This window comes from Psychrobacter sp. BF1 (assembly GCF_019279065.1).
Lineage (GTDB): Bacteria > Pseudomonadota > Gammaproteobacteria > Pseudomonadales > Moraxellaceae > Psychrobacter > Psychrobacter urativorans.
This window is the reverse complement of the sequence record NZ_JAGYWV010000008.1, coordinates 1-17,536: the sequence shown is the minus strand read 5'-3', so window position 1 is coordinate 17,536 and position 17,536 is coordinate 1. Positions and strand designations below refer to the sequence as shown.

General features: G+C 41.2%; 18 protein-coding genes and 1 tRNA gene. 9 read left to right on the top strand and 10 right to left on the bottom strand.

Annotated elements, in window-relative coordinates:
• Positions 1-9: 9 nt before the first annotated feature.
• Positions 10-918, bottom strand: coding sequence for a hydrogen peroxide-inducible genes activator (locus KZA12_RS10020; RefSeq protein ID WP_201623554.1), 909 nt, complete (start codon positions 916-918; stop codon positions 10-12).
• A gap of 372 nt (positions 919-1,290) precedes the next feature.
• On the opposite strand from KZA12_RS10020, the gene ahpC reads away from it, so the two are divergent.
• The gene (gene ahpC, locus KZA12_RS10015) at positions 1,291-1,857 is read left to right on the top strand and encodes an alkyl hydroperoxide reductase subunit C (protein ID WP_201623553.1); all 567 of its coding nucleotides are present in this window, start codon (positions 1,291-1,293) and stop codon (positions 1,855-1,857) included.
• 109 nt (positions 1,858-1,966) lie between these two features.
• On the opposite strand, the gene KZA12_RS10010 is transcribed toward ahpC, so the two are convergent.
• On the bottom strand, positions 1,967-2,203 hold the full coding sequence (locus tag KZA12_RS10010) for a YdcH family protein (protein WP_201623552.1): 237 nt from the start codon (positions 2,201-2,203) through the stop codon (positions 1,967-1,969).
• Between the two features lie 442 nt (positions 2,204-2,645).
• Between KZA12_RS10010 and ahpF the strand changes: the two genes are divergently transcribed.
• Positions 2,646-4,226 (top strand): alkyl hydroperoxide reductase subunit F, encoded by a 1,581-nt coding sequence (gene ahpF / locus KZA12_RS10005; protein ID WP_218690156.1) that lies wholly within the window; start codon positions 2,646-2,648, stop codon positions 4,224-4,226.
• 310 nt (positions 4,227-4,536) lie between these two features.
• On the opposite strand, the gene KZA12_RS10000 is transcribed toward ahpF, so the two are convergent.
• The 4 genes from KZA12_RS10000 to KZA12_RS09985 all read right to left on the bottom strand — a co-directional run bounded on the left by KZA12_RS10000 (position 4,537) and on the right by KZA12_RS09985 (position 7,763).
• On the bottom strand, positions 4,537-4,869 hold the full coding sequence (locus KZA12_RS10000; RefSeq protein ID WP_201623550.1) for a TIGR01244 family sulfur transferase: 333 nt from the start codon (positions 4,867-4,869) through the stop codon (positions 4,537-4,539).
• 52 nt (positions 4,870-4,921) lie between these two features.
• On the bottom strand, positions 4,922-5,248 hold the full coding sequence (locus KZA12_RS09995; protein ID WP_201623549.1) for a beta-lactamase hydrolase domain-containing protein: 327 nt from the start codon (positions 5,246-5,248) through the stop codon (positions 4,922-4,924).
• 403 nt (positions 5,249-5,651) lie between these two features.
• Positions 5,652-7,361, bottom strand: coding sequence for a SulP family inorganic anion transporter (locus KZA12_RS09990; protein ID WP_201623548.1), 1,710 nt, complete (start codon positions 7,359-7,361; stop codon positions 5,652-5,654).
• Positions 7,362-7,445: 84 nt separating this feature from the next.
• Positions 7,446-7,763, bottom strand: a complete 318-nt coding sequence (locus KZA12_RS09985) for a metalloregulator ArsR/SmtB family transcription factor (RefSeq protein ID WP_256932922.1) — start codon at positions 7,761-7,763, stop codon at positions 7,446-7,448.
• A 430-nt stretch (positions 7,764-8,193) separates the two neighbouring features.
• On the opposite strand from KZA12_RS09985, the gene KZA12_RS09980 reads away from it, so the two are divergent.
• The 4 genes from KZA12_RS09980 (at position 8,194) to KZA12_RS09965 (ending at position 10,840) form a co-directional block, all read left to right on the top strand.
• Positions 8,194-9,066, top strand: a complete 873-nt coding sequence (locus KZA12_RS09980) for an MBL fold metallo-hydrolase (protein WP_201623547.1) — start codon at positions 8,194-8,196, stop codon at positions 9,064-9,066.
• A 118-nt stretch (positions 9,067-9,184) separates the two neighbouring features.
• The gene (locus KZA12_RS09975; RefSeq protein ID WP_201623546.1) at positions 9,185-9,367 is read left to right on the top strand and encodes a DUF2892 domain-containing protein; all 183 of its coding nucleotides are present in this window, start codon (positions 9,185-9,187) and stop codon (positions 9,365-9,367) included.
• A gap of 125 nt (positions 9,368-9,492) precedes the next feature.
• Positions 9,493-10,119, top strand: coding sequence for a class I SAM-dependent methyltransferase (locus KZA12_RS09970; protein WP_218690155.1), 627 nt, complete (start codon positions 9,493-9,495; stop codon positions 10,117-10,119).
• 283 nt (positions 10,120-10,402) lie between these two features.
• A complete protein-coding gene (locus KZA12_RS09965) occupies positions 10,403-10,840 on the top strand; it encodes a co-chaperone YbbN (protein ID WP_218690154.1) in 438 nt (145 codons plus the stop codon).
• Between the two features lie 107 nt (positions 10,841-10,947).
• Here KZA12_RS09965 and KZA12_RS09960 read toward each other — a convergent pair whose 3' ends face one another.
• The 4 genes from KZA12_RS09960 to KZA12_RS09945 all read right to left on the bottom strand — a co-directional run bounded on the left by KZA12_RS09960 (position 10,948) and on the right by KZA12_RS09945 (position 13,501).
• Positions 10,948-11,349, bottom strand: a complete 402-nt coding sequence (locus KZA12_RS09960) for a hypothetical protein (RefSeq protein ID WP_201623543.1) — start codon at positions 11,347-11,349, stop codon at positions 10,948-10,950.
• 180 nt (positions 11,350-11,529) lie between these two features.
• Positions 11,530-11,889, bottom strand: coding sequence for a SirB2 family protein (locus KZA12_RS09955; RefSeq protein ID WP_201623542.1), 360 nt, complete (start codon positions 11,887-11,889; stop codon positions 11,530-11,532).
• Between the two features lie 204 nt (positions 11,890-12,093).
• Positions 12,094-12,417, bottom strand: coding sequence for a BolA family transcriptional regulator (locus KZA12_RS09950; RefSeq protein ID WP_201623541.1), 324 nt, complete (start codon positions 12,415-12,417; stop codon positions 12,094-12,096).
• Between the two features lie 271 nt (positions 12,418-12,688).
• The gene (locus KZA12_RS09945; protein ID WP_201623540.1) at positions 12,689-13,501 is read right to left on the bottom strand and encodes a M48 family metallopeptidase; all 813 of its coding nucleotides are present in this window, start codon (positions 13,499-13,501) and stop codon (positions 12,689-12,691) included.
• Between the two features lie 529 nt (positions 13,502-14,030).
• Between KZA12_RS09945 and KZA12_RS09940 the strand changes: the two genes are divergently transcribed.
• The 3 genes from KZA12_RS09940 to KZA12_RS09930 form a co-directional block, all read left to right on the top strand.
• Positions 14,031-14,105, top strand: a tRNA-Gly gene (locus KZA12_RS09940).
• Positions 14,106-15,275: 1,170 nt separating this feature from the next.
• Positions 15,276-16,268 carry an OmpA family protein gene (locus KZA12_RS09935; RefSeq protein ID WP_227677283.1) on the top strand — a complete coding sequence of 331 codons (993 nt, stop codon included), beginning with the start codon at positions 15,276-15,278 and terminating at the stop codon, positions 16,266-16,268.
• Between the two features lie 63 nt (positions 16,269-16,331).
• A partial coding sequence (locus KZA12_RS09930) for a hypothetical protein (protein ID WP_218690153.1) occupies positions 16,332-17,536 on the top strand: 1,205 nt, incomplete at its 3' end.

Here is a 17,536-nt window from a genome sequence, read left to right as displayed (position 1 = left end):
CTGACGGCTCTATTGAGGATGAGCGCTGTCGTATAGCGCTTGCTTAAAGACTTCGCCTAATAGATTGACATCATCAACACGGGCATAGTTTAGGCGAGTAACAAAGGCAATATGGCGATGAGGACCTTTCTCGGCAAGCGGAATAGCTACAGCATTTTGATTCTGCAAGTGTAATTGTTCGAGAGCCATTTGCGGTGCCAAAGTAGTACCCATATTCGCCAAAGCCATTTGAATAAGCGTGTTTAAGCTAGCATCAGAAAAACTAGACTTCATTTGTTCGCGATCAAAATGACAAACGGATAAGGTCTGATCAGTCAAACAATGCCCTTCACCGAGTAACATTAAGTTAGCAGCAGCCAGTTGGTCAGAATCGATAGTCTCAAGTTTGGCATGGTCATCGTCTTTTGGAAATACCGCAAAGAAATCCTCGCTCCAAAACTCAAAGCTATGTAGCCCATCAATAGCATAAGGTAACGCAATGATAGCAGTATCGATATGACCGTAGCGTACTTGCTCAAGCAAGCGTTCAGTCTGCTGTTCGATAATAGACATACGAAATTCTGGATAATGTTGGCGTAAGGCAGGCAACACTTTAGGCAGTAAGTAAGGCGCAATCGTTGGAATAATACCTACAGTCATAGGATAAGCCAGTGGCGTCTGATGACTGTGAGCACGAGTGGTCAAATCGTTGACCTCAGAAAATACCCGCTGCGCTCGAGTCAAGATGTCTTGTCCGATAGGGGTGATCAGTACTTGCTTATTATTGCGCTCAAAAATTTGGGTATCTAGCTGTTTTTCAAGCTCTGCTATGCCTAAACTAAGTGCCGATTGAGAGATATTACAATCTTCAGCAGCGCGTTTGAAGTGACGGTGTTTGGCGACTGCTAAAGCAAATTCAAGCTGACGTAAGGTGATCATATAAATCCTTTAGTAAAGGGCTTTTGATAAAGATAATAAGTGTAAGACTTAACAAAAGTTAAAATGTGACACACAGGGCTAATAATACTATGATTTTTACTTACTTTTTTTAGCGGTTATATAGTCTCTCTATTCTATAGTGAACAAAGCGGTAGGCATAGGTGGTTTACGTATAATTAGATAATGAGCAATAGGCTTTAACAACATTAATAAAACCAAACATCAAAATAGAAACTTTTAAATAGAGTAATCATAGAATTAGCGTATAGTCTGTTTGGTAAGCCTAGTTAGGCCAACCGCTAACTGAGATAAATATTAGCGAGTCTACTAGACAAGTGGTAATCAATTAACTTAATAATAAAGGATCTACTCATGGCAGCTATTATCAATCAAGAAATCCCAGAATTTTCAACCCAAGCATTTGTAAATGGTGAATTCAAAACTATCACTTCAGAAGACGTAAAAGGTAGCTGGGCAATCTTTATGTTCTACCCACATGACTTTACTTTTGTATGTCCTACTGAATTAGAAGATATGGCTAATCATTACGAAGAGCTAAAAAGCTTAGGCGTAGAAGTCTATGCAGTATCTACAGATACTCATTTTGTTCATAAAGCATGGCATGATTCTTCAGACGCTATCGGTAAAGTAACTTACCCAATGCTTGGTGACGGCACTGGTAAAATCACTCGCGGTTTCAACATCATGATCGAAGAAGACAACGCAGCATTGCGCGGTACTTTCTTAGTGGATCCAGATGGTCTTATCAAAGTTGCAGAGATTCATGACTTAGGTATCGGCCGTAGTGCAAAAGATATGCTACGTAAAGTTAAAGCGGCACAATATGTGCGTGATAATGATGGTGAAGTATGTCCAGCAGCATGGGAAGCGGGTCAAGCAACCCTAAAACCAAGCCTAGACTTAGTTGGTAAAATCTAAGCCAGTTATAGCGTGTTTAAGTACATTTTACGCTGTAAAGTTTAGCTATTAAAAAATGCCCCATTAGCTTAAGTTGATGGGGCATTTTTATGCTCTAAATGAATTGAGATTATAGTTTGTTTTTATCTATTATTTTATAAATCTCATCTTTGAGCTTTAATTTGCGGCGTTTCATTTGTTCAATTTCATCATCACGGCTGGCATTTTTAACCCTATCTTTCTCAAGCTGATTAATTTGCTGGTCAAGTAGAGTATGCTCATCAAACAGCACCGCGAAGTGGCTGTCTTTTTGCTTGAGTTCGGCAATGATATCTTTGTTGTCTTGAAAAGTATCAGTTTTTCTCATGAGGTCATCCTTGTTTTATGTGGTGCTAGTATGAGAACTAGCACTTTATGATGAAGCTGGAGTTTTCTTAGCTACTTCAACAATAAACCGGTGGAGCTAGCTTATCTTTTTAATAAGTAGCTACCCTTGATTGTAGCGAAATAATCACCTTGATACTATCTCTAACCGTCTACAGCAAGCTATTACAACACTGTCATAACAGCTCTGTATCTATTTAAAATACAAAATACTTATCATTATACGATTGGTTTTACTAAAGTTAATATTCGGATTTCTCAGCTTGCCCAAAATAATGAAACCCCTGATAATAGAGTTATCAAAAGTTAGTAGATAGCTGGTAACAGCTTGCCTATATTGAGCAACGGCTAATACTTAGTAACTACTGACTTGCTACCTTTTAAAATTTTAACGACATTTACTCTATAATAAAATAGGAATCACCATGATAGACCAAAGCTTATTAGATGCAGTCAAGAGCTATAGTGAAAATATGACCCGTCCTATTACCTTTGTATTGGGTAGAGGCGAACACGCTAAACGTGCCGAATTGATAGAATTTTTGACTAGTATCGCTAGTACTACTGACAAGATTAATTTTAATCCTGAAGCCAATGACAGCAGTTTGCCAAGCCCTATTAGTTTTGCGGTGCGTAGCCATATTGATGATACTTTAGTTGATAATGGTATTGTGTTTAGTGGTATCCCTGGTGGCCATGAGTTCACGTCATTGATCTTAGCTATTTTGCAAGCGGGTGGTCATACCTTAAAGCTGGATGAAGGTATCCAAAAGTTAGTGAAGCGTTTTAACAAGCCGCTACAGTTTCATACTTACGTATCTTTGTCATGCCACAGTTGCCCAGAAGTAGTACAAGCACTCAATCAGTTTGCCTTATTGAATGAAGGTATTAGCAATGAGATGATTGATGGGGCCTTGTTTCAAGAGCAAGTAGACGCTAATAAGATCCAAGGCGTGCCTGCGGTATTCTTAAACGGCAAGCCCTTTGCTAACGGTTTGATTGACACTGCCAAACTAATCGCAAAACTACAAGAGCAGTATCCAGACTTGTTAAGTGAAGCGAGCGCAGAAGATACTGAGCAACTTGAGCAGCAAGATGTCACTATCATTGGTGCCGGACCAGCTGGCGTTGCAGCGGCAATCTATACGGCTCGTAAAGGCCTAAAAGTCACTATGGTCGCTGACCGTATTGGCGGACAAGTTAAAGATACTCAAGATATCGAAAACTTGATTTCAGTCCCTTTGACTAATGGTACCGATTTATCGAATAATTTGATCAAGCATTTGGGTGAATACAACATCACCATAAAGCAACACGTCAATGTTAAGTCGCTTGATCAAACTGAAGACGAAAACTACAGCATTCATCTGAATACTGGTGAGACTTTTGAGAGTCGTAGTATTATTCTAGCGACTGGGGCTCAATGGCGTAAGCTTAACATTCCAGGCGAAGAAGAAAACACGGGTAAAGGCGTAGCTTATTGCGCTCATTGCGATGGCCCTTTCTTTAAAGGTAAAGATGTTTCAGTGATTGGCGGTGGTAACTCCGGTATCGAAGCAGCACTAGATTTAGCTGGTATCGTCAACCATGTTACAGTCTTTGAATATGCTGATGAGCTAAAAGCTGATCAGGTGTTAATCAATAAAGCCCGTGAAAAAAACAACATCGAAATCATCACTAGTGCGGCGACCAAAGAAATCAAAGCCACAGATGGTAAAGTTAGCTCTATCGTCTATGAAGACCGCAAAACTAGCGATATTAAGGAAGTTGATTTAGCTGGAGTATTTGTGCAGATTGGACTGATACCTAATACTGACTTTATCAAAGGTTTCGTCGATATGAATCGCTTTGGTGAGATTGAGATTGATGAGCGCTGCCGTACCGATCGCAAAGGTATCTTTGCTTGTGGCGATGTCACTACTGTACCGTTTAAGCAGATTAATATTGCTATGGGTGAGGGTAGTAAAGCTGCATTAAGTGCTTTTGAATATCTAGTAATGCAGTAAGATTAATACTTCTCAATAGAGTGAACTTATTTTAAAAAACCATCTCGATATCGAGGTGGTTTTTTTTGTAGCTAATCTTGCTTTGCGCTCCTATCTTGCTCACCCACTGGAGCGGTGACTAGAGTCTGATGGCGTCTCGATAACTCCCCCAGCCAAGTCCCCGCAATCGAGTGTTTAAGCAAGGATAACCACTGCAATCAAGGCTAAACCGCTTTTTGCAGCAACGCTGATAAAAAACGCCCATCATTATTTATGATAGGCGTAGTTAGAGACAGTAGGCACAGACTATTTAGTTTAGTCTTTAGGTAGATCAGTCGTCTAACAAATCCATCTGCTTGGCCGCTTCATAGATACCTGTTGAGCGCGCACCCGTACGACAAAATATCAAGATTGGCTGTTCGGCTTGATTAAAAAAATCGGCGAACTCTTCAACATGAGGCTGAGTAAGTCCAGTTCCTGCAAAAGAAATCTCTTTGTAAGCAATACCGGCCTTTTCGGCAGCAGCAGCAATATCAGCGCTAGTAGGCTGATTACTCTCTTCGCCGTCAGGACGATTATTAATAATGGTTTTGAAGCCATTTTCAGCCAGCATAGCAACTTGTTCAGGAGTGACTTGTCCTTGGATACTAATATTATGCGCCATAAAAATTCCTCGGTTTGGATTATTGAGTTAAAACGGTGATAGGTTTAGCTATCTAGAGCAGACCTTGCATTAATGCACTTTGATAAAGCAATTTAGCGCGAGCGCCAGTACCACAAAACATCAAGATAGGCTTAGGAAAAGCATGATAATAAGTGGCAAACTGCTCGACCGTGAGTAAGCTTAAGCGTTCATCGTCAAAAGGTAGATGATGGTAGGCTAAGTTTGCTTGCTTAGTAGCAGTGGCTAGCTCTTGGCTACTTGGCTGAGTGATATGCTCATCATCAGGACGAATATTAATCACTGAACGATAGCCTAGCTCAGCAATCTTAGCGCATTGCGTAGGATAGATTTGTTTATAAATAGTGAGATTATCAGTCATAAGTAATGTCAGTTGCTTGTGTTGAGTAGCGGTTACTTGAGTAGCGATTACTTGAGTATTAGCCTCTAAACAGAATTTTAAATGGTAGCCTTACAGTATAACTGAGCTTAAGCGTGGTGAATATAGTTCAATTAATAACTTGGTTATAGGCTAGGCTGCTTTTATAGGGAATATTTGATGCCGACTATCTTCTAATTAGTGCCTTCTGCTCAGTTATTTAGGTTAAATGTCTTACACCCATTACGTTGTGCTAAGTCGTTTACCTTGCTGAGCAATGAGCAATGAGCAATGAGCAATGAGCAATGAGCAATGAGCAATGAGCAATTTAGGGTTCGCTCGTTATCGCTCAACAAAATGCTATTTTATAGCATACAAGCAATACTCATCAGCGGTGCAAAATAGCTTAAGTATCTTTTAGAGCAGTAACAGCATCCATATTGCTCAAATAGACTTGCCCAGATAGTTCAGAGATCAATGGCGTATGTTCAATAATATCCATGACTGGCCCCTTAATAAAGCTAAAATGTAGACGCTTGTTCTGCGCAGCAAGCTCTTGATTAAGGGTGATTAGCATCTCTTGAGCGGTGAGGTCAATATGATTGACAGCAGCCATAATTAAGATGATTTCCTTGGCCTCAGGATACTTTTTTGTCGCTTGTATAACGTGGCGATGTACCGATTCGCTATTACCAAAAAACAAACTCTCATCAACGCGTAGCATCACTAAGTTATGATAAGTGATGACGTCATGACGATTAATATTGCGAAAGTGTCCAGTACCTGCCAGCTGCCCGACGACAGCTACATGCGGCTGGCTGGACTGCAAAATCAAGCTAGCAAAAGACACCATCAAGCCGATAACTAAGCCAGTATTTAAGCCAAATATCAGCACCCCAATAAAAGCAGCTATAAAGCTTGCAGCATCTAAACGATCACGCTGCCAAGCCGATTTAAAAGTAGCAATATCAATCAGGCCAATAATCGAGGCCATAATAGTTGCGCCTAGTATCGCATAAGGCAGGGGAGCCAGGGCTGTGCCAAAGGCGATCAAAGCAGCAATCATCACGATTACAGTCACTAAACTGGCCAGTGGGGTTTTAGCCCCTGAGTCAGCGTTAATAGCGGTACGCGAAAATCCACCAGCAACCGCAAAGCTCTGAAAAAATCCACCAGCTAGGTTAGCCAGCCCTAAGCCGGTCAGTTCACGATTAGCGTCAAAGGTTTCCCCGCGTAAGCGCGCATAGTTACTAGCAACTGAACTACTGGAGACAAAGACAATCAATGCCATTAGACCTGCTGTTGGCAATAGGTTCAGCGCCTCACGTAAGTCTGGAATATAAGGCAAAGTAAAACTAGGTAATCCCTGCGGAATAGCGCCAATAGTGGCTACTCCAGCAGAAGACCAGTGCAGTATTGAGCTCAGTAACAGCGCGCTGATGAGTAGGATAAGAGGAAACAAGCGCTCAGCCCATTTGGCGTAGCTGACCGAGAGCCACGAGCGCCAGACCCACTGGCTGGCATAGCGATTAGCGACTAACAAGCTAAAGGCCGCCACCCCAATCAATAGCGTTAATGGGTGCAGTTGCTGAGCATACTTCACCATACTCGACACATAGCCAACTAAGCTGTTGCCAGCGACTGGAATATCCGTTAAATATTTGAGCTGGCTGACGAAGATCAGTACGGCAGCACCGCTAATAAAGCCAGCTGATACCCCGCGACTAATGAACTGCATAATCCAGCCAAGTTTCAGCCAACCTGCTATCCATAACAGTGCTCCGACCATTAACGCTAATAGACTGGCCATTAATACGTACTGCTCAGCCCCTTGATCCGCGTAAGCGTGTAGAGCACTAGCGGTCATAATGGCGGTGATGGCAACAGGGCCCACTGCCTGTACGTTACTAGAGCCAATCCAAGCATAAACCATAACTGGCACTATAGCGGCATACAGCCCATAAACAGGCGGCAGACCTGCTAACACCGCATAGCCTAAGCTTTGTGGAATGACTAACACCCCTACCACTAATCCGGCGACTAAGTCAGTCAATAGGGCAGAGAGTGGGTATTGGCGCAACCAAATCGGTATCAGACGCTGAGCAGCATTAGTCATAAGAAAGTACCATCGTCTTGAACAGTTATCAGGTTAAGCTTAGCATACAAAACAGCGGTCAAATCACAGCGCTAGCTGTCAATTTTACTTTGAACAAAAGCGCTCATAGAGAAGCTGCAACACCGCTAAAGCATCATCACTGGCGATACTATAATAAATTTGTTTGCCTTCGCGACGAGTAGCTACTAGCTTGTCTTTACGTAGAATGCCAAGCTGTTGTGATAAGCTTGGCTGTCCAACACCAACTGAACTCTCAAGCTCGCTAACACAATATTCACCTTGGGTTAGCTGACATAGCAATAGCAAACGATCAGGGTGTGATAATGACTTCAGAAGTTTGCTTGCTTGCTGTGAAGCTTGTTGCATTTGCTTAACAAGATCTAGCGGGACAAAGTCAGCCATATTTACTGATTCTAAGCCATCGCTTTTATCAGTATCAGTCGGTATCAACGGGGTCGTTAATGAAGTAGTAGTTGTCAGAGCGGACTCCTTAAGTAGTCACAGTAATGTCATTATTTTATACTAATTATTATGTTATTTAGGGCGTTTTGGACATTTACAAGTCGATTACTGCTGTAGCTGACTGTCCAACATTATCTAATCTGAGCGAGCTGAAGGTTAATTATATAGTATACCCAATATAATTATCAAAATTTACATTATATAAATTGATAAAGTGTTTAGGGGTTGTTATATTGACCATGAGTTCGACTATTAACTAAAGCTGCCAAACTCTATTACATCTTGGCAGACCATCAATATAATTAGAAGCTAGCGATAGTAGCTTAAGACTAAACCCTGAATACTAGGTTTCGATTACAGCGAGGACAGCATGCAAGTACATTCTTTCTTACATCAAGACACAGAGACTTTTACCCACGTATTAGCAGATACCTCAAAGCAGCTATGCGCCGTTATTGATCCTGTACTGGATTTTGATCCTAAGTCAGGAAGTACTGGCAGCACCGGAATCGATGAGGTTATTGAGTTCGTGCGTAGCCAGGAGTGGCAGCTGGTGTATATTATTGAAACGCATGCGCATGCTGATCATTTATCTGCGGCTATCCACTTGCAACAAACCTTAGGTGGCGAATTAGTGATGGGTAAATATATCACCCAAGTACAGAAAATATTTAAGCAAATTTTTAATTTTGATACTAGTTTCCGTACTGATGCCAGTCAGTTCGATATTTTAACGGCAGAAGGTGATACTTTGGTGTTAGGTGATATTACTATCACTGCTATGCATGTGCCCGGACACACGCCTGCTGACATGGCCTATATCGCTACTGATGACAGTAAAACAGCAGTCTTTGTGGGTGACACGCTATTCGCCCCTGATGTGGGCACTGCACGTTGCGACTTCCCAGGCGGCGATGCCCGAACTTTGTATCAGTCTATCCAAAAAATATTAGCTCTAGCTGATGATACGGTCATTTATCTATGCCATGACTATCCTAGCCAAGGTCGTAAGCACTGTGCGACTACGACAGTTGCGGCGCAGAAATTGGCTAATATTCATGTCAAAGAAGGTATCAACGAAGCCGAGTTTGTAGAAATGCGTGAGCGCCGCGATGCGACTTTAGAGATGCCACGCTTAATAATCCCTTCAGTCCAAGTGAATATCGATGCTGGTAAATTGCCTGAGCCTGAATCGAATGGAACTCGTTATCTAAAAGTACCTATTAATGTACTTGGGCAATGATTCTACAGCCTAAATCAGTATGATATAAATAGTCTTTTTACTATGGCTAGTCCAGATATGTCTAGCTTATTATTTAAAGTTTCTGAGCGCATCAGCAACTGCAATAAAGGAGTTAATTATGCAGATTAATATTGGCAACAACGAGAGAGTACTACGCATTATTGTCGGAGTAATTATCATCGGCCTTGGGGTTTATTTTCAGAGCTTGTGGGGTATTATCGGGTTAGTGCCTTTATTGACTGGTATATTCCGTTTTTGTCCGTTATATACTATGCTGGGTATGAATACCTGCAAACGTTAAGCTAATGCCATAGCAAAGCCGCTGCTCTGTTGTCAAAGGTCAATAATACTTAGTGTTATTGACCTTACTAAATGCAGTAAATAGCGAAAATAAACTATTAGCTACTGCGGCAAATGGAGAACGCAATGAACCCTTACCAACGCTATGTACTGCCAAAAATAATTGATATAGCTTGTAGCACTGATGCTGTGATGAGTGCCCGCGCCAAAATCGTTCCGCAAGCACTAGGCGAAGTATTAGAGATTGGCATCGGTAGCGGTCTTAACTTAGAGTTTTATGATGGGCAAAAGGTGGCAACTATAGTTGCAGTTGACCCAGCTGCACAGATGCAGACTGTGGCACGTCGGCGTGCCGATGCTATTGGTATCCCCGTTGAGATAATGGCTGTTGATGTGCAGGGCATTCATGCGGCAACCGATCGATTCGATACTATTGTTATGACTTTTACACTATGCAGTATCAATGAGCCAATACCAGCGCTGCAAGAAATGATGCGAGTGCTGAAACCAGCAGGGCGATTGCTATTTTGTGAGCATGGCTTAGCACCGGATGCCCCAGTTGCGCGTTGGCAACAGCGATTGACGCCTTGGTGGAAGCCGCTAGCAGGTGGCTGTCATCTCAATCGTGATATTCCAGCACTTATTGAAGCAGCTGGGTTTAGCATTGAGGAGCTAAGGGCAGAGTATTTATCAGCGCCACGGGCGCTAACCTATATCTATAGCGGCTCAGCCCGACCATCATGCCAAAATTAGCAATTAGCAATTAGCAATTGTTGCTGTGCAGAACATTCAATCAACACTGTAAATAAACTAGGCAGTACCTTGCTAAGTAAGTCTCTGCAACAAAGCGTAAGCCCATATAGTATTAAGTCCGCCAAACGTAAGCATAGAGCCATAAACTCAATAAAAGTGTTAACCTAGTTAGTAATAAGCACCTCTTTTTAAGTTAAAGCCAGTTTTTTAGCTATCCGCGCTTTAAGCTAACAATCATGGATCATGATAACCAGCAAATAATAATTAAAATAGGAGTTACCGAATGAGTGAACAAAGCTTGCATATCGTTTGTAATAATTGCCAAGCGACTAACCGGTTACCAGCGGAGCGTCTAGCGGCTAATCCTAACTGCGGTAAATGCGGCGAGGCATTGTTGACAGCTAGCGTGCATGAGCTAACGACGCAATCGACCAATAAAGTTATTCAAAAGAATGATGTCCTAACTATTGTGGACTTTTGGGCGAGCTGGTGTCAGCCCTGCTTAATGATGGCACCACATTTTAAGACGGCTGCTAGTCAATTACCGCAAGTAGTGCTGGCTAAGCTGCAAACCGATAAATACGAGCAAGCCGCCGCCCATTATAATATTCGTAGCCTACCGACGATGGTGGCTTTTCGAGGCGGTAAAGAAATAGCACGGCAGTCAGGTGCTTTGTCTAGTGGTCAGATCGTACAGTGGATACAAAGCTTGCCATCATAAATAGCTTTTGATGCTAATTGCCTGCATTTAAGCGACAAAAAAGCCAATACTTTACTAAGGTATTGGCTTTTTTATGTTGAACATTTGAGATTAACTATTGTTTAACTTTATTCACCATAAATCTTAATACCATTGGCAAAGCTACAGCGCTTAATACGGGCAGATTGAATGATGGCATCACGCTCACCATAAAGCCGTGATAACTTAACATCGCGAGCGTTGGTGTCGTTGCTTTTGCCCACCCCAAAACTGATATTGGGAGAGATACCCCAGCGTCCTGCAGAGATACCTACGCCGACCCCAGAGGATGATAAAGTTGAGCGCTCGTTACGTGTAGCCTCAACATAGCTATTGACTCGATTATACTCTTGAGTGAGTGCTTGGCAGTCGTAGCTTTGATAAGTGCTGGGCGGTACATATTGTGGGGTTAGATTGCCAGTTGTTGCACAGCCTGAGAGACCAAATATACCAGCTGCGCTCAAAAGCGTTGCTGCTGTGAGTTTTTTCATAGTGGCTCCGTAAGGCTAAGGTATTGTATTTGCATGGAATATATTAATAATATAATACAAGTGCTTAAGATAGCAAAATTAAAGCGCTGGTGATACTAAAAACATAGCATTTGAAGTCTAAATCGATGCTAAAAAACAAGAGCATTAATTATAGAGTGATTTAGACCCAAAACTTAGAACTTAAAAAAAGTTAGCCGGCTTGGTACAAGCTAATACTACTATGCCTATATAAGCTATGGTGGCGATAGCAACCCCCACTTTAGTTTGTGACGGCAGGGCATTGGGACTAAAGGCTTTGATACTGGCGCTAATAGCAGCAATGAGTAAAACAATTTTGGCCAATACCCATTGAATAGGAGCATTAACGCTTAGTAGCTGCATGAGCATCCAGCCGCCTGAAACAATAATCAAGGCGTAAAGAATATGGTTAGCAATTTTGATTACTCGTGGCGGCCGTTTCTGCGCGCTCAATACTAAGTAGCTCTGATATATAAATAGGCCTATCACCAACAGTGCCAACAGAGTGTGCAAATGTTTCATTAAGTGTTAATCCTTTAGTATGAAAGTTCACGAACGAGAGCGATGATGCACAAATTCATATGAAGTCTGCTGGAAATATACTTTTATATAATGATAAAAGTATATTAGTAAAATAGCTGTTATTTATAAGCGATAATTTTATAGGCACTAAGGTTAGCTAGCAGCTACTATAAGAGTAAAGATACTATTATTTTGTCATATCTATTATGAGTTTTGACCTGCACATAGCGGGCTAGTAGGGCTTTGAGTTTGCTGCTGCCACTCCGCAGGCGTATAAGCATGAATAGCAAGCGCATGAACATTACCTCCTTTTGAAGTTAATAATTCTGCGACTGAAGCATAAACCAGCTGATGACGTGCCACTAGACGTTTATTATCAAAAACTGCGCTGACGATAGTGAGCTTAAAATGGCTCTCCTTACCTTCAAAATAGCCAGCATGATTCATGGACTCATTAATCAGTTCAAGGTGTTGAGGATGTAATTCCTGTAGCCCTAAGTCAAGAGCAGCAGCAGTAGGCGTATTCATAGTTATACCTCAATGATCTAAACGCTAAACAGTTATAAAATTAAGCGTTTAGTATAACAGATAGTAAAACCTTAATAATATAGAGCTAAAGTAGGGTAGCAGTACGCTAGGAATGGTTGTACCTTACGTATAGCTGATTGATATACCTCAGTATATAAAACACTCAAGCAAAAAATAGAGCATGAACAGTCATTCATACTCTATTAATAGTTGTGGTTTCTCAAATGCTAGACTTACTTAATTTACTGTATTAATCATCAATAGTTAGCAACTAGCGACGTGATTTTTGATACAGCGGCGTGACCTTAGGCATCAAAGCTTGCAACTGGGTAATACGATTGCTACTCGATGGGTGAGTGCTTAAGAACTGCGGTGGCTCACCTTGGCTGGCACGTTGCATTTTTTGCCATAAGCTAATAGCTGCTTGTGGGTTATAACCGGCACGTGCCATTAGCTCTAGACCGATTTGATCTGCTTCACTCTCTTGCGTACGACTATGAGGACGACTTAAACCAAAGTCACCAGCTAAGTTTGCCAGCTGTGCTTGACCTTGTGAGAGACCGAATACACTAGCAGCTACACCAATACCAGTTTGCGTTGCATACTCACGCGATAAGCGTTCACGTGAATGCTCACGTAAAGCATGCGACATCTCATGACCCATAATGGCAGCAATTTCGTCGTCGGTTAAATTTAATTTATCAATAATACCAGAATAGAACATGATCTTACCACCAGGCATAACAAAAGCGTTTAGCTGATCAGACTTGATGGTGTGAACTTCCCAATTCCATTTGGCTGCATCTGGACGATAAACGCCTACTTGACCTACCAAGCGATTAGCGATGCCTTTTAAACGATTAAGTTGAGCTTTATTAGTATCCAGTACGCCTTTAGCCCGTGCTTCTTGAATATTTTTGTTATAGCTTTGCGCTGAAAGCTGTAATACTTGCTCGCTAGATACTAGCAATAGTTGCTGACGATCGACACCGATAGCACCACCGTTAGTAGTAGTACTACAACCTGTTAAGCTTAGTACTGATAGTGATGCTGCCATAACTGTAGTAGTTACTAGCTTTTTCATAATATACGTCCTCGTAAGAGATAAAGTTGTACAAATAATAAAGATGAAAAATAATTCGCTTTATTATAATAAGCATTACTGTGCAAATCCAACACTGCAATAGTAACAATACAGCGTAGCATTGTAAGTAATACGATTTACTAGCATGTAATTCATAAGTTATGTAATGATAGGTAACTAAAACACAGATATTGCTTGATACTAAAGCTGGGAAAAGGCGGTAGCGATAGAAATAGTAGTCTATAAAAGATCCTAAACTCTAGCCGTTGCATCTAATTTTATCAGACATTGTTATAAGAGCTGATTATTAGATTACCTTTTTTAAAATTTTAATTAAAATAAAAAATATTTATACTGAAGAAATATAGTTTTAAATCAATTGTTTGAAATCGAATCTAGTATTATTATAGGTCTAAAGAGTCTATGGTAGGTGTTATTGAAGAAAATAAAGATTGACACTTTCGTAGAAGTTGCTAGAATAGCCAGCCTATCCAGAGGTAGTCGTGAATAACGCTACATTTTGATATATGCGGGAATAGCTCAGTGGTAGAGCATAACCTTGCCAAGGTTGGGGTCGAGAGTTCGAATCTCTTTTCCCGCTCCAAATATGGCTTGAAAAAGCAGGAAGCCTCACTATGTAATGTAGTGAGGCTTTTTTTATGCCTGCAATTCGGTGCTTAAGTCGATAAATCAGCCGCCTTCTATATCTTAATTAAAGCTGATACAGAATTGATTTGATCCTTAGCATAGTGGTGGTCACTGTAATTGAGCTTATATTAGTGTATTTTTCATATTCTCTGCATCACCTATTACTCCAAGCCAATTTCGCTATATCATTTTTACCATCAATTAGCTACACAGTATACGGGCCTTTATTGAATATCAATTAAGCGGGTAGCTGATTTTAGCTACAGAGCTTCAAAACTATTCATTGCCCCATGATTCTTGCTAATTGAAAGGTCTAATACACCGCTCTAATACACCGCTCTAATAAATATTAAATCATATCTGACCATTCGCTATCAAAAAATAGTAATTTATACTTCTATCATATTAATAGAAGTAGCAGACAGTCTATATAAACGTTTTATATGACAATTGTTAGCACTGAATATCAAAATCCCAGCTTAATAGCTGGGATTTTTTTTTGCTAAATAATGATCGCCTATTATTACCAAACGTTTTGCAATTCCAGCTTAAGTAAATTCCTGTCACAACTCACGTGTTCTGTAGTCCGTTTTCTAAAGCTTATCAGCAGCATAGTTATTTTTTGCTACTAGCTTCAGTATTCATTACTAGTAAGCACAGTAATCCCTCTAATGAGTATGTGATGAATAAGAAATGAATGGTCATTACTGGTAAGCAATTTATCTTTTTCAGGCTCTTCTAAATAATTTCAGGCTTTACCTCATGTCATTAAATTTGATTTTTTGCTGTGAACCTTAATCAACTGTGGTATATTCATTAAAACGAATATTTATATCCGTTTATTCGAATATAATTAATTTTAACTCTAACTATCATATTTTCTCTGAGTTTACTGCGTTTAGGTCGGAATATTGAAACGATGAAAATAGATGGTTTTACAATAAATTAATAATGTTAATAGAAAGCATTAACAGCTACTGGGATAGCTGCTAATGCGTTTGTTGTATTAACAAACTAAATTCAATGAGAGAAATAAGGCTTTTTCTGCTGTTTTTGTAGGATGGGTAGAGGCTCAGTAGAACAAATACCAATAGGCTTCATTTTTCGCTTACTTAGAGGTAATGACATGAATAGCAAAATATTATTATCGCCAGTACTAGTAATAGCAATGAGTCTAATTGGTTGTCAAATGATGGCTGGCAATCAGCTATCCAATGCTGATATTGCAATCAATAAAATCAAGTGGAAAAAGAGTGGAGTTGTTTTTGAGCAGCCCAGTGACAACATGCTAAAAGCTAACGAAAGCCGAATTGTTTTTATACGTCAAAGTGAGACTGCTACTGAAACAAACCCTATCGTAGTGGGGATTGGTTCTGATGATCTTGTTGGCGCTAATTTAGACAACCTGTTTCAAGTTAGCTTAACTAATAATCATTATTCAGATGTTGTTATCTGTAATGGCTCACAGATAATTACTGTTCAAAATATGAATAGCATAAGCGCACAAGTACTAGCTCAGTCAAAGCGGTTTGACTTTATACCGCAAACCACGACTTATTTAAAAATAAGCCTGTCTGCAGCAGGCGCACCTACGATTGAAAAACTGCCTACTACACAAGCATTGTCGCTGTTGAGTCAAAGCATGCGTCAAACGCATCAAATTAGTCGTGTTTTCATAGACTGTAGCAGCCCTCAACCAGCAGTAATTCCTCAACCTATTGTTGTAATGCCCTTAACAGTAGAATCTCCAGCATCAAATCAACCGATAAGAAATGAAAAACAGTTCACAGTCTTGTTTGACTTTGACAGCACTAAAATTACAACCAATACTACAGCTGAGTTAGGTGCAATGGCTGACTTTATCAAAACCCGTCGTACGATTAATAAAATTATTTTAGAAGGTCACACTGACAACAAAGGCTCTGATAACTACAACTTAGAGCTTTCTCAGGCACGCGCTAATAAAGCTAAAAGTATTTTAGTAAATATATATGGCGTCGACAGTATGAAGCTGACTCCTATGGGATATGGCGAATATAAACCTGTAGATACTAATACTACTAGACAAGGACGTCGAAATAATCGTCGAGTTGTCGCTACTGTCATATCGGAAGAATAGATCTCTCAATAATTTTATTTCGATAATAATTTCCCTCAAAATCAATAGTCCAAGGATGAACTTATGAATAACATTATGGTTAAAGTCAACGGTAAAGACAGTGTCATTGCTGAAAAAATCATTGTTACAAAAGATAGCTTACCTACAGTTATCCAAGCCAGAAATAAAGTGAACTATGAGCTTATTGAGCAAGTTACTGGAAAGGCACCAGATCATATAATAACTAAGCGGGTAGGCAAGCATTTAGAAATCTCATTTGAAGAGGACAGTAATACACCTGATCTTATCATTGAAGGCTTCTATGACAGCACCGATAGCGCTCTTATAGGTTTAGGCGAAGATGGTAGCTACTATTACTACGTGCCAGATACAGGAAAAGTAGGGGATTACGTTACTGAGTTACAAGCTGGTGAAATTGAAGGCCAAGCGATTGGCGGTCAGTCACAGGCTTCCCCTTGGTGGGTTGGTGCTACGGAAGGCTTTAATGCTCTTCCTTGGCTAGTTGGACTAGCTGGTGTTGGTTTAGCAGCAGCTATTTTCGGTCATGATGATGATGACAGCGACGCTGACGCTGACGCTGATGCCGATGCTGACGCTGATGCCGATGCCGATGCCGATGCCGATGCTGACGCTGACGCTGACGCTGACGCTGATGCTGATGCTGATGCTGATGCTGATGCTGATGCTGACGCTGACGCTGACGCTGACGCTGACGCCGATGCTGATGCTGACGCCGATGCCGATGCTGATGCCGATGCTGATGCCGATGCTGACGCCGATGCCGATGCTGACGCCGATGCTGATGCTGATGCTGATGCCGATGCTGATGCCGATGCTGATGCTGATGCTGATGCCGATGCTGATGCCGATGCTGACGCTGACGCTGATGCTGACGCCGATGCTGATGCTGATGCCGATGCTGATGCTGATGCTGATGCTGACGCCGATGCTGACGCCGATGCTGACGCCGATGCCGATGCCGATGCTGATGCCGATGCTGATGCCGATGCTGATGCTGATGCCGATGCTGATGCTGATGCTGATGCTGATGCCGATGCTGATGCTGATGCTGATGCCGATGCTGATGCTGATGCTGATGCTGATGCTGATGCTGATGCCGATGCTGATGCTGATGCTGATGCTGATGCTGATGCTGATGCTGATGCTGATGCCGATGCCGATGCTGATGCCGATGCTGATGCTGATGCCGATGCTGATGCTGATGCCGATGCTGATGCTGATGCTGATGCTGATGCTGATGCTGATGC

Excerpts from the sequence above, each read along its gene's own strand:
- ahpF (WP_218690156.1), top strand. The coding sequence starts at position 2,646 with ATGATAGACCAAAGCTTATTAGATGCAGTCAAGAGCTATAGTGAAAAT.
- KZA12_RS09950 (WP_201623541.1), bottom strand. The coding sequence starts at position 12,417 with ATGAATACGCCTACTGCTGCTGCTCTTGACTTAGGGCTACAGGAATTA.
- KZA12_RS09965 (WP_218690154.1), top strand. The coding sequence starts at position 10,403 with ATGAGTGAACAAAGCTTGCATATCGTTTGTAATAATTGCCAAGCGACT.
- KZA12_RS09955 (WP_201623542.1), bottom strand. The coding sequence starts at position 11,889 with ATGAAACATTTGCACACTCTGTTGGCACTGTTGGTGATAGGCCTATTT.
- KZA12_RS09935 (WP_227677283.1), top strand. The coding sequence starts at position 15,276 with ATGAATAGCAAAATATTATTATCGCCAGTACTAGTAATAGCAATGAGT.
- KZA12_RS10000 (WP_201623550.1), bottom strand. The coding sequence starts at position 4,869 with ATGGCGCATAATATTAGTATCCAAGGACAAGTCACTCCTGAACAAGTT.
- KZA12_RS09970 (WP_218690155.1), top strand. The coding sequence starts at position 9,493 with ATGAACCCTTACCAACGCTATGTACTGCCAAAAATAATTGATATAGCT.
- KZA12_RS09975 (WP_201623546.1), top strand. The coding sequence starts at position 9,185 with ATGCAGATTAATATTGGCAACAACGAGAGAGTACTACGCATTATTGTC.
- KZA12_RS09995 (WP_201623549.1), bottom strand. The coding sequence starts at position 5,248 with ATGACTGATAATCTCACTATTTATAAACAAATCTATCCTACGCAATGC.
- ahpC (WP_201623553.1), top strand. The coding sequence starts at position 1,291 with ATGGCAGCTATTATCAATCAAGAAATCCCAGAATTTTCAACCCAAGCA.
- KZA12_RS10010 (WP_201623552.1), bottom strand. The coding sequence starts at position 2,203 with ATGAGAAAAACTGATACTTTTCAAGACAACAAAGATATCATTGCCGAA.
- KZA12_RS10020 (WP_201623554.1), bottom strand. The coding sequence starts at position 918 with ATGATCACCTTACGTCAGCTTGAATTTGCTTTAGCAGTCGCCAAACAC.
- KZA12_RS09960 (WP_201623543.1), bottom strand. The coding sequence starts at position 11,349 with ATGAAAAAACTCACAGCAGCAACGCTTTTGAGCGCAGCTGGTATATTT.
- KZA12_RS09990 (WP_201623548.1), bottom strand. The coding sequence starts at position 7,361 with ATGACTAATGCTGCTCAGCGTCTGATACCGATTTGGTTGCGCCAATAC.
- KZA12_RS09945 (WP_201623540.1), bottom strand. The coding sequence starts at position 13,501 with ATGAAAAAGCTAGTAACTACTACAGTTATGGCAGCATCACTATCAGTA.
- KZA12_RS09985 (WP_256932922.1), bottom strand. The coding sequence starts at position 7,763 with ATGGCTGACTTTGTCCCGCTAGATCTTGTTAAGCAAATGCAACAAGCT.
- KZA12_RS09980 (WP_201623547.1), top strand. The coding sequence starts at position 8,194 with ATGCAAGTACATTCTTTCTTACATCAAGACACAGAGACTTTTACCCAC.